At 58.7% G+C, this 16,766-nt stretch carries 9 protein-coding genes and 1 pseudogene; 4 read left to right on the top strand and 6 right to left on the bottom strand.

Features of this window, described 5'->3' with window-relative positions; translation table 11 throughout:
* Positions 1–240: 240 nt before the first annotated feature.
* Complete coding sequence (locus FFH21_RS13905; RefSeq protein WP_002553657.1) at positions 241–735, bottom strand: DUF934 domain-containing protein; 495 nt, start codon at positions 733–735, stop codon at positions 241–243.
* Positions 719–2,377, bottom strand: a complete 1,659-nt coding sequence (locus FFH21_RS13910; RefSeq protein WP_011168680.1) for a nitrite/sulfite reductase — start codon at positions 2,375–2,377, stop codon at positions 719–721. The genes FFH21_RS13905 and FFH21_RS13910 overlap by 17 nt, the downstream gene beginning before the upstream one ends.
* Before the next feature lie 555 nt (positions 2,378–2,932).
* Between FFH21_RS13910 and FFH21_RS13915 the strand changes: the two genes are divergently transcribed.
* Positions 2,933–4,033 (top strand): ABC transporter substrate-binding protein, encoded by a 1,101-nt coding sequence (locus FFH21_RS13915; RefSeq protein ID WP_004667578.1) that lies wholly within the window; start codon positions 2,933–2,935, stop codon positions 4,031–4,033.
* A 12-nt stretch (positions 4,034–4,045) separates the two neighbouring features.
* On the opposite strand, the gene metH is transcribed toward FFH21_RS13915, so the two are convergent.
* The gene (metH, locus tag FFH21_RS13920; RefSeq protein ID WP_011168681.1) at positions 4,046–7,765 is read right to left on the bottom strand and encodes a methionine synthase; all 3,720 of its coding nucleotides are present in this window, start codon (positions 7,763–7,765) and stop codon (positions 4,046–4,048) included.
* 332 nt (positions 7,766–8,097) lie between these two features.
* Between metH and FFH21_RS13925 the strand changes: the two genes are divergently transcribed.
* The 3 genes from FFH21_RS13925 (at position 8,098) to nfuA (ending at position 12,097) form a co-directional block, all read left to right on the top strand.
* Positions 8,098–10,230 carry a fatty acid cis/trans isomerase gene (locus FFH21_RS13925; protein ID WP_122319209.1) on the top strand — a complete coding sequence of 711 codons (2,133 nt, stop codon included), beginning with the start codon at positions 8,098–8,100 and terminating at the stop codon, positions 10,228–10,230.
* A 180-nt stretch (positions 10,231–10,410) separates the two neighbouring features.
* Entirely contained in the window at positions 10,411–11,433 is a 1,023-nt protein-coding gene (locus FFH21_RS13930) for an acyltransferase (protein ID WP_041924550.1), read from the top strand.
* 70 nt (positions 11,434–11,503) lie between these two features.
* The gene (gene nfuA / locus FFH21_RS13935) at positions 11,504–12,097 is read left to right on the top strand and encodes a Fe-S biogenesis protein NfuA (protein WP_002553665.1); all 594 of its coding nucleotides are present in this window, start codon (positions 11,504–11,506) and stop codon (positions 12,095–12,097) included.
* A 240-nt stretch (positions 12,098–12,337) separates the two neighbouring features.
* Here the strand turns inward: nfuA and FFH21_RS13940 are convergent.
* The 3 genes and pseudogenes from FFH21_RS13940 to FFH21_RS13950 form a co-directional block, all read right to left on the bottom strand.
* Positions 12,338–14,287 (bottom strand): annotated as a pseudogene (locus FFH21_RS13940) (biotin carboxylase N-terminal domain-containing protein).
* On the bottom strand, positions 14,284–15,144 hold the full coding sequence (locus FFH21_RS13945) for a gamma-carboxygeranoyl-CoA hydratase (protein ID WP_011168684.1): 861 nt from the start codon (positions 15,142–15,144) through the stop codon (positions 14,284–14,286). Before FFH21_RS13945 ends, FFH21_RS13940 begins: the two are co-directional and overlap by 4 nt.
* A 14-nt stretch (positions 15,145–15,158) precedes the next feature.
* Complete coding sequence (locus tag FFH21_RS13950; RefSeq protein WP_011168685.1) at positions 15,159–16,766, bottom strand: carboxyl transferase domain-containing protein; 1,608 nt, start codon at positions 16,764–16,766, stop codon at positions 15,159–15,161.

Genomic DNA, 16,766 nt, shown 5'->3' on the forward strand with positions numbered 1-16,766 from the left:
AAGTAAGGCGTCGTAGGGCGCAAAAGTGACCTGAGTCGAACGCAATCCACCTGATCTCGCAGGACGACCGTGTGACGCACAGCGTCACGAAAGGCATTACCACGCGGAGCGTGGGAACGATAACCTGAGCCGAACGCCAATCACCTGACACCACAGAACCACGAACTGCATGCCTACGCGGAGCGCAGGCACGATAGTCATCTCAAGTGAGCAAAGGGACGATGGAGCAGGTCGCCTGAATCAGCGGCGCCGGAACAGCGGCAGCGGCTCGTCGGTTGCAGCCTGATAGGTCACCGAAAAGTCCTTGAGGCCTTCCAGCGCCTCGTACGGGTCCTTGTCGGCACGCACTGCAAAGGCGTCGAAGCCACAGCGGCGCATGTAGAACAACTGATCGCGCAACACGTCGCCGATGGCACGCAATTCGCCCTTGTAGCCAAAGCGATCACGCAACAGGCGCGCGTTCGAGAAGCTACGACCGTCAGTGAAAGCCGGAAAGTTCAGGGCTATGACCTGAAATTGGTCCACATCTGCGCCAATCTCTTCGGCTTCTTCATCACTGTCCAGCCATACGCCCAAACCGCCATCGCGTGCCTTCAATGCATGCGCGTGTTCGCGCCACAGTGCCAGCGGCACGATCAGGTCGTCGCAGTTCGACAGGCTGTCAAAGGTGGTTTCCTTCGGCAACAAGTGCCAGGTTTCATCAATGACTTCGTTGTTCTTAATGATTCGCTGCATAGACGCGCTCCTTGAAAGGGTCAATGCCAATACGTTGGTAGGTGTCGATAAAGCGCTCGTCTTCGGTACGTTTTTCAACGTAGACATCGATCAGCTTCTCGATCACGTCCGGCATCGCCTCCTGGGCAAAGGAAGGGCCGAGGATCTTGCCGAGGCTCGCATCACGGCTGGCACTGCCGCCGAGTGAGACCTGATAGAACTCTTCACCTTTCTTGTCCACGCCCAGCACGCCGATATGGCCGACGTGGTGGTGGCCGCAAGCATTCATGCAGCCGGAAATATTCAGGTCCAGCTCGCCGATATCGAACAGGTAGTCCAGATCGTCGAAGCGGCGCTGGATGGATTCTGCAATCGGAATCGACTTGGCGTTGGCCAGCGAGCAGAAATCACCGCCAGGGCAGCAGATGATGTCGGTCAGAAGACCAATGTTCGGTGTGGCAAAACCATTGTCGCGCAGCTCGTTCCACAGGGTGAACAGCTCGGCCTGCTCGACGTCGGCCAGGATGATGTTCTGCTCGTGGGAAGTGCGCAGTTGACCAAAGCTGTAACGATCAGCCAGATCGGCGATGGCGTCCAGCTGCTTGTCGGTCACGTCGCCCGGCGCAACGCCGGTGGGCTTGAGCGACAGGGTCACAGCAATGTAGCCAGGCTTTTTGTGGGCCAGCACATTGCGTTGACGCCAGCGAGCGAAACCTGGGTGTTGAGCGTCCAGTGCTGCCAGTTCGGCGTGCTGGTCGCTGAGAGCCTTGTATTGCGGGTCGACGAAGTGCCGGGAAACGCGCTGCACTTCGGCTTCGGTCAGGGTGGTCTGGCCACCACGCAAGTGCGCCATTTCGGCGTCGACCTTGGCGGCGAACACCTCAGGCGTCAGTGCCTTGACCAGAATCTTGATCCGCGCCTTGTACTTGTTATCGCGACGGCCATAACGGTTGTAGACCCGCAGGATGGCGTCGAGGTAACTCAGCAGGTCCTGCCACGGCAGGAACTCGTTGATGAAGGCACCTACAACCGGCGTACGGCCAAGGCCGCCACCCACCAGGACACGAAAGCCCAGCTCGCCGGCTTCGTTGCACAACGGCTCAAGACCGATGTCATGTACTTCGATGGCGGCGCGATCACTGGTCGAACCGTTGATTGCGATCTTGAACTTGCGCGGCAGGTAGGCGAACTCCGGGTGGAACGTGGTCCACTGGCGGACGATTTCGCACCATGGGCGTGGGTCCACCAGTTCGTCTGCAGCAACACCGGCAAACTGGTCGGTGGTCACGTTGCGCAGGCAGTTGCCGCTGGTCTGGATCGCGTGCATCTGCACGGTCGCCAGTTCAGCGAGAATATCCGGTACATCTTCAAGCGCAGGCCAGTTGAACTGTACGTTCTGGCGAGTACTGATGTGCGCGTAGCCCTTGTCGTAGTCACGGGCAATTTTGGCCATCATGCGCGCCTGACGCGAGGTCAGCTGGCCGTATGGAACCGCCACACGCAACATCGGCGCAAAGCGCTGCACATAAAGACCGTTTTGCAGGCGCAACGGTCGAAACTCTTCTTCGCTCAGTTCCCCGGCAAGGTAGCGTCGGGTCTGATCCCGGAACTGCTTTACGCGGTCCTCGATGATCTTCTGATCGTAATCGTCGTATACGTACATATAGGTCCTGTTCTCAGGCTTCGTCATGAAGCAGGGCAGTTGCGTCAGTCCGGGCACACGCCCGTCACTTGCGGTAGCCTGCTCCATCTGGTCAATTCTGCGCGCACGGCCGCGCACTCCGTCGGGAGCGAAGGCGACGATAGCAGTTTGCAGATATCGATAAAAGTGATGTTTATATATATGCAAATCACTAAAAGCGATAAGCAAAAAGGCGTTCGGTCATATCCCTGCTTGCCGTGTGGGCAAGACTCGACTTAACTGTGAATTGACCGATGCCGAATGAGTGTCGTAACCCTTCCTTTCTTATGCAATCACCCATAAGACCGACAAGAGGCGATGCGATGAGCAAGCACCCGAAAGTAACCAAGCCGGGCAGATCCGTGGACGCCTGGGCCATTCTATTCATTGTCGTACTGGCCGTGGGCGCCGCGATGTTCTGGGCCAGCAGCCAGTGACAGGCTGAACAAAGAATTTGCCGGAGTCTCCAGAACCTTGCTGTAGCAGCCGACAACTCGCGTGTAGCGATAAATTCCTGCTACCTCAAGGTTCGTTGATATGAAGGCGCTATTTGTTGGCTGGCTAATGCTATTCGGCTTTTGGTGGGCCGGATCCGCATGTGCCGCCTCGGTGGTATTTCTGAGTCCCGGTACAGAAACCGATGGCTATTGGCAGAGCCATGCCCGGGTGATGCAGACGGCCGCCGATACCACCGGTATGTCACTCAAAATTCTCTATACCGATCGCGACACCCGCAAGTTGCTGGCCATGGCGCGCGATACGCTGCAAGGGTATGTGCGTCCGGACTACCTGATGTTTTCCAATGAGCTGAATGTCGCCCCTGAAATCCTGCGTATGTCTACAGGCAGCGGGGTCAAGCTGTTCGCCGTCAACAATACACTGACGGCGGATCAGATTCGTATTCTGGGTGATCTGCCGTCGCGCTATCCGGATTTCATTGGCAGCCTGGTCGGCAACGACGAGCAGGGTGGTTACCTGACGGCGAAAAGGCTTATCAGCCTTGCTCACCCGGTCATGGAAGGGCAGGAGGTTGAAATGCTCGCGTTCTCGGGCACCAACACCACGCCTGTGTCCCTGTTGCGTGAAAAAGGCATGCTGCGCGCCTTGTCAGAGCACCCGGAGGTGCATTTGCGGCAAATTGCGCTGGGAGGATGGCGTCGGGATCGCGCACTCGAGCAGGCGCGCGTGTTGTTCAAACGCTACCCGCAGACACGCCTGGTATGGGCTGCCAATGAGCAAATGGCGTTCGGTGCGATGGATGCATTGCGGGAAAAAGGCGGCAAACCGGGTGAAGATGTGTTGTTCAGTGCCATTAATGGCACCTCGCTTTCATTGCAGGCCCAGCTCAATGGCAACCTGAGCGTGGTTGCTACCGGGCATTTCACCCTGGGCGGATGGGCAATCATCCTGTTGCACCGCTATGACACTGCCCAGCGGCAAGCCCGGCAACAGGTCGGCGCGCGCACTATCGATGTACTGCACCTGGTCGAGCCGAAGGACACGCAGCGCTTTCTGAACGCAACCCGCGAGGAGCGCTACCGGCTTGATATTCAGGCATTCAACGTGGGGGCTTTTGGCGCGGACTCACCGTTTTCCCTGAAAAACATGTTGCCGCCTGATCGCCCAGGCGGCAAGTAGCCGGGTCAGTGCTTACTCGTCATAACCCAGGTTCGGTGCCAGCCAGCGCTCGGTGACGCTCAGATCCTGGCCTTTGCGGGCGGTGTAGCTTTCGACCTGATCCTTATCCACCTTGCCTACCGCAAAGTACTGCGCCTGAGGATGGGCAAAATACCAGCCGCTGACGGCCGCAGCCGGGAACATTGCGTAGTGCTCGGTCAGGAACACGCCGCTTTTGCCGGGCGTATGTTCGGGTGTGCCTTCCGGCAGTGGATCGAGCAGGGCGAACAGGGTGCCTTTTTCGGTGTGATCCGGGCAGGCCGGGTAGCCGGGAGCCGGACGAATGCCCATGTATTGCTCCTTGATCAACGCCTCGTTGTCCAGCGCCTCGTCTTTCGCGTAACCCCAGTATTCCTTGCGCACCTGCTGGTGCAGCCATTCGGCACAGGCCTCGGCCAGACGGTCGGCGAGCGCCTTGACCATGATCGAATTGTAGTCGTCGCCCTTGTCCTGATACGCCTTGGCAACTTCTTCGGCACCAATGCCGGCTGTGGTGATGAAGCCACCGATGTAGTCGGTCAGGCCACTGTCTTTCGGCGCGACGAAGTCGGCCAGCGAGAAATTCGGCTTGCCGTCAGGCTTTATGGTCTGTTGGCGCAGGTGATGCAGCTTCGCCTGCGGCTTGCCGTCGTCGCCATAGACTTCCAGATCATCATCGTTGACCTGATTGGCTGGCCAGAAGCCGAATACTGCACGGGCGCTGATCAGTTTCTCGTCGATCAGCTTGCGCAGCATCTGAGTGGCGTCCGCATACAGCGCGGTGGCCGCTTCACCGACCACTTCGTCAGTCAGGATGCGCGGGTATTTACCGGCCAGGTCCCAGGAAATGAAGAACGGTGTCCAGTCGATGTACTCGGCCAGCACGTTAAGGTCGATATCCTGCAGGACCCGGGTGCCGGTGAAGGTCGGTTGGGCAGGGGTATAGTTTTCCCAGTCGAATTGCGGCTTTTTCGCCACCGCCGCGCCATAGCTCAAGCGCTCGGTGCGCGCACTGCGTGCCGAGGTACGCTCACGTACTTCGACGTATTCCAGGCGGGTCTTTTCGATGAAGGCCGGTTTCAGTTCTTTCGACAGTAACTGGGTCGCCACGCCCACCGCACGTGAAGCGTCGGTGACGTAGATGACTGCATCATTGCTGTATTTAGGCTCGATCTTGACCGCAGTGTGGGCTTTGGAGGTGGTCGCGCCACCGATCATCAAGGGCAGATGGAAGTCCTGGCGCTGCATTTCCCGGGCAACATGGACCATTTCGTCCAGTGACGGCGTGATCAGGCCTGACAGACCAATGATGTCGCACTTTTCATCGCGCGCCACCTGGAGAATTTTCTCGGCAGGCACCATCACCCCGAGATCGACGATGTCGTAGCCGTTACAGCCCAGCACCACGCCGACGATGTTCTTGCCAATGTCATGGACGTCGCCCTTGACCGTGGCCATGAGGATCTTGCCCTTGGCCTCTGGCTTGTCGCCTTTTTCCAGCTCGATGAACGGGATCAGGTGTGCAACTGCCTGTTTCATGACCCGTGCGGACTTCACCACCTGAGGCAGGAACATCTTGCCTGCGCCAAACAGGTCACCGACCACGTTCATGCCCGCCATCAATGGGCCTTCAATCACTTCGATGGGGCGGGTGAATGCCAGACGCGACTCTTCGGTGTCCTGCACGATATGAATGGTGATGCCCTTGACCAGCGCATGCTCCAGCCGTTGATTGACCGGCCAGCTGCGCCATTCCTCGGTTTCCGCTTCCTTGACGCTGCCATCACCCTTGAACTTGTCGGCAATTGCCAGCAGTGCGTCGGTGCCTTCGGCGTTACGGTTGAGCACCACGTCTTCGACGCAGTCACGCAGTTCAGCAGGGATCTGGTCGTAGATTTCCAGCTGGCCGGCGTTGACGATGCCCATGCTCAGGCCGTTGCGGATCGCATGCAGCAGGAACACCGAGTGAATCGCCTCGCGCACCGGGTTGTTGCCGCGGAACGAGAACGACACGTTGGACACGCCACCCGAGGTCAACGCATACGGCAGCTCGTCACGGATGTAGGCGCAGGCGTTGATGAAGTCCACGGCATAGTTGTTGTGCTCTTCAATACCGGTAGCGATGGCGAAGATGTTCGGGTCGAAGATAATGTCTTCCGGCGGGAAGCCCACTTCGTTGACCAGAATGTCGTAGGAGCGCTTGCAGATTTCCTTCTTGCGCGCCTCGGTGTCGGCCTGCCCCTGTTCATCGAAGGCCATGACCACCACGGCTGCACCATAGCGCTTGCACAGGCGGGCGTGATGAATGAACTGCTCGACGCCTTCCTTCATGCTGATGGAGTTGACGATGCCCTTGCCCTGGATGCATTTGAGGCCGGCCTCGATCACTTCCCACTTGGACGAGTCGATCATGATCGGTACGCGGTAAATGTCCGGCTCGCCTGCGATCAGGTTGAGGAAGGTCACCATGGCCTTCTTCGAGTCGAGCATCCCTTCGTCCATGTTGATATCGATCACCTGGGCACCGGCCTCGACCTGCTGCAGGGCGACCTCCAGCGCTTCGGTGTAATTGTCTTCACGGATCAGGCGGGCGAAGCGGGCAGAGCCGGTGATATTGGTACGCTCGCCGACGTTGACGAACAGCGACTGGCGATCGATGGTGAAAGGCTCAAGGCCCGACAGACGGCAGGCTTTTGGAATGTCCGGAATTTTGCGTGGCGCGTAGCCCGAGACTGCCTCGGCAATCGCCTTGATGTGCGCCGGGGTGGTGCCGCAGCAGCCGCCGACAATGTTCAGGAAACCGCTCTGGGCGAACTCTTCGATGATCTTCGCCGTCTGGCTCGGCAGTTCGTCGTATTCGCCAAAGGCGTTGGGCAGACCGGCGTTGGGGTGCGCAGATACATGGGTGTTGGCCTTGTTGGCCAGCTCTTGCAGGTAAGGGCGCAGCTCGCTGGCACCCAGCGCGCAGTTCAGACCGACCGAGATCGGCTTGGCGTGGCTGATCGAGTTCCAGAAGGCTTCTGTGGTCTGTCCCGACAGGGTACGTCCCGAAGCGTCGGTGATGGTCCCGGAAATCATGATCGGCAGTTCAAAACCCACTTCTTCGAACACGCCCTGCACGGCAAAGATCGCCGCCTTGGCGTTAAGTGTGTCGAAAATGGTTTCGATCAGGATCAGGTCGGCACCGCCCTCGATCAGCCCCTTGGTGGCTTCGCTGTAGTTCTCGACCAACTCGTCGAACGTGACGTTGCGATAGCCAGGGTTGTTGACGTCCGGCGACAGCGAGCAGGTGCGGCTGGTAGGGCCCAGCACGCCCGCCACGAAGCGCGGCTTGTCCGGCGTTTCAAGGGTTTTGGCGTCCGCGACCTTGCGTGCCAGGCGCGCGCCTTCCACGTTCAGTTCGTAGACGATCGACTCCATGCCATAGTCGGCCTGGGAGACCTGAGTGGCGTTGAAGGTATTGGTTTCGAGAATGTCGGCACCGGCATCCAGATAAGCCTTCTCAATGGCGCCGATCACGTCAGGCCGGGTCAGGATCAACAGGTCGTTGTTGCCCTTGACATCGCTTGGCCAATCGGCGAAACGCTTGCCCCGATAGTCCTGCTCTTCAAGCCTGTAGCTCTGAATCATGGTGCCCATGCCGCCATCGAGGATCAGAATCCTCTGTTTCAGAGCAGTGAGAAAGGCTTGATGGCGGGCGCTGCGGTCAGACATGGGGGCTACCTTGAGAAGGTCGATACTTTAAAGAACGGGATGATAGCAAACCGGAACGGTTTTGGTGGTGCTGCGGCTTTTGCATGAAAATCATTCATGTTGGAGGCAATGACGGCCTAGTAGAATTGTGCCATTTTTAATGACAGAGCCTACGGGATATGCCGCACCGTTTGTTGGCAAGCATCGCCTTGCTTTTTATCTGCTGTGCTGCACAGGCCCAGACACCCTCAGCCACACCCGCAAGCCCGGCTATTTCCTACGTAAAGGATATTCAGCCGATCCTTACCGAGAAATGCGTTGCCTGCCATGCCTGCAACGACGCTCCCTGCCAGTTGAACCTGGGCAGCGGGGAAGGCGTGAGCCGTGGTGCCAGCAAGATCCCGGTTTACCAGGGCGAGCGCAGTGAGGCGGTAGCGCCGACCCGACTGTTTTATGATGCGCGTGATACCGAGGCGTGGCGCGGCAAGGGTTTTTACTCTGTGCTGGAGGCCCAGGGCAGTCAGGCAGCCCTGATGGCGCGCATGCTCGATCTGGGGCGCAGCGCGCCGTTGCCAGCCAACAGCAAAATTCCGGACGAGATCGCACTGGGCATCAATCGCGAAAATGTCTGCCCGCTGCCCGGCGAATTCAACGCCTATGCCGCAGCTCATGCGCAACAAGGCATGCCACTGGCGGTGGCTGGCCTGACCGATGCCGAATACCAGACACTGCAGCGCTGGCTGGCTGCCGGTTCGCCGGTGGAGCAGCAGACCATTACCCCGAGTGTCACGGAAACGGCGCAGATCAATGCCTGGGAGGCGCAGCTCAACCAGCCTGGCGCGAATCAGGCGCTGGTCGGTCGCTGGCTGTTTGAGCACCTGTTTCTGGCACATATCTATTTCGAGGGCGGCGAAGCGGGGCACTTCTTTCAGTGGGTGCGCTCGCGAACCCCAAGCGGCAAGCCTGTGGACCTGATCGCTACTCGTCGCCCCGACGATGATCCGGGCAGTGACTTCTATTATCGATTGATCCCTGTGCAGGGCGTGATCGTTCACAAGACCCACATTACCTATGCCATGAGCCCGCAGAAACTGACGCGGGTCAGGCAGTTGTTCTATGGTAACGACTGGAAGGTCAACGCACTGCCTGGCTATGGCCCTGGCCATCGGGCCAATCCGTTTCTGACCTTTGAAGCCATCCCGGCAGCGTCGCGCTATCAGTTCATGCTCGACAATGCCGAGTATTTCGTCCGCACCTTCATTCGCGGACCGGTTTGTCGCGGGCAAATCGCGACCGATGTGATTCGCGATCAGTTCTGGGTGCTGTTTCAGGACCCTGAGCACGACCACTACATCACCGATGCGGCTTATCGCGGGCAGGCCACGCCTTTACTGGCCATGCCGGGGCAGAACGATGATGTCGGCAGCGTGCTCAGCCTGTGGCTGTCGTACCGGGACCGGCGTAATCAATATGAAGACATGCGCCGCGACAGTTACGCGAAAATGCCGGCACCGGGGTGGAGCACGCTGTGGGCTGGCAACGACAATGCCTTGCTGACCGTTTTCCGTCATTTCGACAGCGCTTCGGTCAATAAAGGCCTGATTGGCGACGTGCCGCACTCCATGTGGTTGTTCGACTTCCCGTTGCTGGAGCGTACCTATTACCAGTTGGCGGTGAACTTCGATGTCTATGGCAATGTTTCACATCAGGCACAGACCCGGCTGTATTTCGATTTGATCCGCAACGGTGCCGAGATCAACTTCCTGCGCCTGATGCCCGCCGATCGCCGGGAAGACATACTCAGCGATCTTTATCAGGATGGCGGCAAGATCAAGATGTGGCTGGATTACCAGAAGATCGATGACGATACGCCAACCGGTATCAAACTCGATGAAAAGGCCCCGCAGCGTGACTTTGCGTTCAAGCTGATCGAGCGTTCCGGCAGCCTGAATGCCGCGCCTGATCCAATCAACCGCTGTAGCGGGGCGTATTGTTCTCGGCCGAACCTCGACAGCAGTTTTGCCCAGGCGGAACAGGCACTGAGCCGTTTGACCTCACGCCCGGCGGCGGGCCTGAAAGTCATCGATCAATTGCCGGAAGCAAGCATGCTGCGCATCGAGGGCAGCGACGGCAAACGCATGATCTACAGCATGCTGCGCAACCGTGCACACAGTAACGTCGCGTTTCTGCTGGGCGAGTCCTATCGCTATATACCTGGGCTGGACACACTGACCGTCTACCCGGGCGTGCTCAGCAGTTATCCGAATTTCATCTTCAATATTCCGGTCGCACAGGTGCCGGCCTTTGTCGATGCCATGCAGCAGAGCAAGGATCAGGCGAGTTTCGAACAAATCGTCCAGCGTTGGGGCATCCGTCGTACTCATCCACTGTTCTGGAGTTACTTCCACGATCTGAATCGCTACGTTCAGGAAACTGAACCACGCGAAGCGGGTGTGCTGGACATGAATCGCTACGAGAACCTCTGAAAAACCGGGGCTTCACGCCGCAGGCCCTTGTGTAACATGGCCTGCGGCCATCTTTACTTCCTGAACGAAATGTATCTCGCGCGATCTTTTTTCCAAAAAGGTGGTCCGAAATGGTGCGCGTCATAGGCCGGTTTATCAAACGACCCATGATTGAAAGTCAGGCAGTAGAGGTTTTTTGTGATGTTGATTTCAGTTCAGGCGCTACGGGCGTTCGCAGCGTGGGTCGTGGTGTGTCATCACTTCATGCAGATTTTTTTCGATTTCAAGGCCAGCGGCCCGGTGGGACAGTTCTTTGTGTCGAAGGGCGCGGTCGGCGTTGATATCTTCTTTGTCATCAGTGGTCTGGTTATCTTTTTGTCGACGCAGAACAGCGATATTCCTGCACGGCGCTTCATTCTGCATCGTCTGATTCGAATTGTTCCGGCCTATTGGCTGTATACCGCCGCCATGGCGTTGTTGTTGCTGATTGCAGCACCGATGCTCCCGCATCAGGTCATCGGCTGGCAGAACTTCCTCTTGTCACTGGTATTCATTCCTTCCGAAAACCCCGGTGGTTATGGCCTTTACCCGACGCTTAACGTCGGCTGGACGCTCAACTATGAGATGTTTTTCTACCTGCTGTTCTCGGTGGTATTCCTCTTTCAACAGCGTCACCGGCCGCTGATCATTGCCGCAGCGCTGTTTGCGGTCAGTGAGGTTCTGGCCCGCACCGGGCTGATCAGCCGCTTCTATGGCAACGACATTATTTACGAATTCCTGCTGGGTATCGGCATCGGCATCCTCTATCGCCGTGGCTGGATCAAACAGGCGCTATGGCTGCCGCTGGCGAGTATTGCGGTAGGGCTGTATGCGATCAATCACCTGACCAATGAGCAGCGTCTGCTCAACTGGGGACTGCCGAGTGCCTTGATCGTGCTGTCGTGCATCTCGCTGGAACCGTATTTCCAGGGCAACAGGTTGCTCAAGGTACTGGGAGATTGCTCGTACTCGGTCTACCTGCTGCATGTCTTGGTGCTGTACGGCGGGTTGCTGATGGCGCAGCGCTTTGGCCTCAGTCCTTATGTGGTGTTCGCGTTCTGCGTGCCGATTATCGCCATCGGTGCCTGGGTCAGTTATGAATGGATCGAGAAGGGCCTTTACCGAAGGATGAAGAGCTGGCTGGACGGACGCCGAGCGGTCAGCCGGGCGCAGGCATTAACCTGACAAAAATACTAGGACTTTGTGTGACGGTGCCGATTGGCGTAAACTGCTGGCACGTCTGCGAGGAATTTTCATGACCGCTATCACTATTACCGATGCCGCCCACGATTATCTGGCCGATCTGCTGGAAAAGCAGAACACCCCGGGCATTGGCATCCGCGTATTTATTACTCAGCCCGGCACTCAGTACGCCGAAACCTGCATTGCCTACTGCAAGCCGGGTGAAGAAAAGCCGGAAGACAAGGCTATCGGCCTGAAGAGCTTCACCGCCTGGATCGATGGTTTCAGCGAAGCCTTTCTGGATGATGCCGTAGTTGACTACGCCACTGATCGCATGGGCGGCCAGTTGACCATCAAGGCACCAAACGCCAAGGTGCCAATGGTCAATGCCGACAGCCCGATCAACGAGCGCATCAATTATTATCTGCAAACCGAGATCAATCCGGGCCTTGCCAGTCACGGCGGTCAGGTCACGCTGATCGATGTGGTTGAAGAAGAGGCAAAAAATATTGCTGTTCTGCAATTCGGTGGCGGTTGCCAGGGTTGCGGTCAGGCTGATGTCACGTTGAAGGAAGGTATCGAGCGTACGTTGCTTGAGCGCATTCCCGAGCTGTCGGGCGTTCGCGATGTGACCGACCATACGCAGAAAGAAAACGCTTACTACTAGGCTCTGTACGTAAAGTGGCTGCGCTCGGTGATGCTGCGTTAAAAACAGGCTCGAGCGCGAGTTCGATCGGAATGCTCATTTACAACACGTAGAGTCGAGCGCGACCCCGGCCGTTCCTCGCCTGTTTTTGCCTTGCCTGACCTTCGCTCGCCGACTTTTCGTACAGAACCTAAGCCGTTCTCTGCTGCGCAAAACGCCCTGACTGTTCAGGGTGTTTTCATGCGCGGCCGTCGCTGGTGATCAGTTCAGTTCCACCAGTACTGCGCCTTCGTTGACCATCTCTCCCTCATGGCAGTAAAGCGCTGTAACGACGCCTGTACTGGCAGCGCGGATGCTGTGTTCCATCTTCATGGCCTCCAGCACCACCAGTTGCGCCCCGCACTCGACCGCCTGACCCACTTCAACCAGCACGCGCACGATGCTGCCATTCATGGGGGCGGTCAGGCCGCCATGCTGGCTATCGCTGAGGTCGGCCTGCGCGATGGGGTCCAGTCGCGTGATGGTGTGCAGGTCGCCTTGCCATTTGAGGTAAAGCGTACCGCCACGGCGTATCGCCAGATGCGAGCGGCGCACGCCGTTGTGTTCGACAGTCAGATGCTCGTTGCCGAGTTTAAATGGTGAGTCGCTGCTGTTGCGCAGGTAGACGGTTCGGGTTTGACCATTGCAGCTCAGCCGCAGATCCGTCTCCGCAGGCAGGCCTGCACGAAAGCCTGTCGTGACCGCCCAGGGCGAGTGCAGGTCGTCTTGATCGACACGTGCCGGTTCGCTCTGGCTGAAGGCCTCGGCGGCGGCCTGCCAGAGTTCCTCACACAGTTCACCCGTTTGCGGCAGCAATTTATCCTGATAGCGGGGGATGAAGCCGGTATCCAGTTCCGCGGCGGCAAACGCTGGATGGGCGATGATTCTGCGCAAAAATGCGAGGTTGGTTCTGACACCGCCCACTGCAAACTCATCCAGCATAGCGAGCAGGCGCAAACGGGCCTGCTCACGGTTTTCGCCCCAGGCAATCAGTTTGCCGAGCATGGGGTCATAGAAGGGTGAAATGTTGTCACCCTCGCTAACGCCACTGTCGACACGCTTGCCGGGGCCGGACGCGGATTCTCTGTAGAGTTCCAGCGTGCCGGTCGCAGGCAGAAAATCGTTGGCCGGGTCTTCGGCGTATAACCGGACCTCAATGGCGTGACCGATCAGTGGCACTTGTTCCTGAGTAATAGGCAGCGGTTCGCCTCTGGCCACCCGAATCTGCCATTCCACCAGATCCAGGCCCGTGATGTATTCGGTCACCGGGTGCTCGACTTGCAGGCGGGTATTCATCTCCATGAAGAAAAACTCGCCGCGCGCGTCCAGCAGGAATTCCACCGTGCCTGCGCCCTTGTAGCCGATGGCCTGTGCGGCCTTGACCGCCGCTTCACCCATGGCCTTGCGCAGTTCGGGTGTCAGGCCGGGCGCAGGTGCTTCTTCGACGACCTTCTGATGTCAGCGCTGAATGGAGCAGTCGCGCTCATTGAGGTAGAGACAGTGACCATGGCGGTCGGCAAACACCTGAATCTCGACGTGGCGCGGAGTGAGGACGTATTTCTCCACCAGCATTCGCGCGTCGCCGAACGATGAGAGCGCCTCGCGTTGCGCAGAGGCCAGCGCTTCGGCCAGTTCGCCGCTGTGCTCCACAACCTTCATGCCTTTGCCGCCACCGCCTGCCGTGGCTTTCAACAGCACGGGGTAACCGATGCGTTCGGCGGCGCTGCGGAACGTCTCGATGTCCTGTGCGTCGCCGTGATAGCCAGGCACCAATGGCACGCCAGCTTGATCCATCAGCGACTTGGCGGCAGATTTGCTGCCCATGGGGTCGATGGCCGAGGCGGGTGGGCCGAGGAAAATCAGCCCTGCCTCTTCAATGGTACGGGCAAAGTCGGCATTTTCGGACAAAAAACCGTAGCCGGGGTGAATCGCTTGTGCACCGCTTGCATTGGCCGCATCGATAAGCTGGTCGATCGCCAGGTAGCTTTCTGCTGCCTTGCTGCCTCCAAGGTCCACACGGATATCAGCCTCACGGCTATGCCGTGCGTCACGGTCAATGGCACTGTGCACGGCGACTGTGGTGAGCCCCATGGTTTTCGCGGTCCGCATGATACGACAGGCAATTTCACCACGGTTGGCGATCAACAGCGTGGTCAGCTCGGGGGTGCTCATGATTGCGAGTCCTTCTGTGATTCTTGCCGGGCTGCAAGCGCTGCTGGCGTTTGATTGCCGTGTGGATGCCAGCCGGGTGTACGTTTTTGCAGGAAGGCGCGCAGGCCTTCCTGGCCTTCGGCGCTGGTGCGGATGCGCGCGATGGCGCTTTCACAGTAGCGACGCAATGCGGGTGTGAGTTCGCCGCTACCGACTTCGCGCAGCAACTCCTTGCTGACTCGCATGGCCTGCGGGCTGTTGAGCAGCAGGTTGTCGATCCACTCCTGCGTGCGGGCTTGCAGGTCGGCAGCCGGGTAGCACTCAGCTATCAGCCCCATCTGCTGCGCTCGCTGGCCATCGAAACGCTCGGCGGTCAGGGCGTAGCGCCGCGCGGCGCGTTCGCCGATGGCCTGTACCACAAACGGACTGATAACCGCTGGAGCCAGACCTATGCGTACTTCTGACAGGCAGAACTGCGCATCTGCCGTCGCAATGGCCATGTCGCAGCAACTGATCAGGCCCAGCGCGCCACCGAACGCTGCACCTTGCACCACCGCAAGCGTCGGGATTTTCAATTTGGCGAGGCTGTACATCAGCTCTGCCAGTTCACGGGCATCATCCAGATTGGTGTTGTAGTCCAGCTCTGCGGCCTGCTGCATCCAGGCCAGATCGGCACCGGCGCTGAAATGCCTGCCACGCCCGCGCACCAGCAGAAAGCGCAGGCCGGCATCACTTTGCACCTGGTCCAGCGCGAGGATCAACTCGCGAATCATCTGCGCATTGAAGGCATTGTTCTTGTCCGGTCTATTTAGCCACAGCGTGGCGAAACCACGTGGGTCGGTGATCAACTCTATGGTCGCGAACGAGGTCGAAGTCATGGTCATTTCCCGCCTCACATCCGGAACAGGCCGAAGGTGGTAGGTTCGATGGGCGCATTGAGCGAGGCGGACAGGGCCAGCGCAAGAATGTCGCGGGTTTGTGCCGGGTCGATGACTCCGTCGTCCCACAGTCGGGCGCTGGAGTAATAAGGATGCCCTTGATGCTCGTACTGATCGAGAATCGGCTGCTTCAGTTCGGCCTGCTGCTCGGCGCTGAAGGCCTGGCCGGCACGTTCCGCCTGCTCGCACTTGACCTGCACCAGCACGCCCGCTGCCTGCTCGCCGCCCATCACGCCGATTCTCGCGTTGGGCCACATCCACAGGAAGCGCGGGTCGTAGGCGCGGCCGCACATGCCGTAATTTCCTGCGCCGAAACTGCCGCCGATGATGACCGTGAATTTCGGCACCTTCGCGCAGGCCACGGCGGTCACCAGCTTGGCACCATGCTTGGCGATGCCCCCGGCTTCATACTTCTGACCGACCATGAAACCGGTGATGTTCTGCAGAAACAGCAGGGGAATTCCCCTTTGGCAGGCCAGTTCGATAAAGTGCGCGCCTTTTTGCGCAGCTTCTGCGAACAGAATCCCATTGTTGGCTAGAATCGCGATCGGGTAGCCATGCAGGCGAGCGAAGCCGCAGACCAGCGTGGTGCCAAACAACGCCTTGAATTCATCCAGTAACGAGCCATCCACCAACCGCGCGATGACTTCGCGTACGTCAAACGGCTGCTTTGTGTCGGCCGGGATAATGCCGTACAGGTCATCGCTTGCGTACAACGGCGCAATCGGTGTGACAGTGTTCAGTTGACCCCGCTTGCGCCAGTTCAGATTGGCGATGCTGCGTCGCGCCAATGCCAGCGCGTGCTCGTCGCTGTCGGCATAGTGATCGGCCACCCCGGAGGTGCGGCAATGCACATCGGCACCGCCCAGGTCTTCAGCGCTGACTATTTCTCCGGTGGCAGCTTTTACCAGTGGCGGGCCTGCGAGGAAGATGGTGGCTTGCTGACGCACCATGATCGCTTCGTCGGCCATGGCCGGAACATAGGCCCCGCCTGCGGTACAGGAACCCATGACCACGGCAATCTGGGGAATGCCTTGTGCGCTCATGTTGGCTTGATTGAAGAAGATTCGCCCGAAGTGTTCTCGGTCCGGAAACACTTCGTCCTGGCGCGGCAGGTTGGCACCACCGGAGTCCACCAGGTAGATGCACGGCAGGCGGTTTTGCTGGGCGATGGTCTGCGCGCGCAGGTGCTTTTTGACGGTCAGCGGGTAATAGGAGCCACCTTTGACCGTCGCGTCGTTGGCGATGATCATGCACTCGACGCCCTCGACCCGGCCAATACCGGCAATTACCCCAGCGGCTGGAACCTCTTCGCCATACACCTGATGGGCGGCCAGTTGGCCGATTTCCAGAAACGGCGAGCCGCTGTCCAGTAGACGGTTGATACGTTCGCGCGGCAGCAGCTTGCCGCGTGACGTATGACGCTCCTGGGCCTTGGGCCCGCCGCCTTGGCGAACGATGCTCAGCAACATACGGAGCTCTTCGACCTGCTTGAGCAGCGTGGTGCGATTAAGGGCAAATTCCGGCGAGCGGGCGTTGATGCGAGTCTGCAGAATGGTCAT

It is taken from the genome of Pseudomonas sp. KBS0707, assembly GCF_005937945.2.
GTDB lineage: Bacteria > Pseudomonadota > Gammaproteobacteria > Pseudomonadales > Pseudomonadaceae > Aquipseudomonas > Aquipseudomonas amygdali.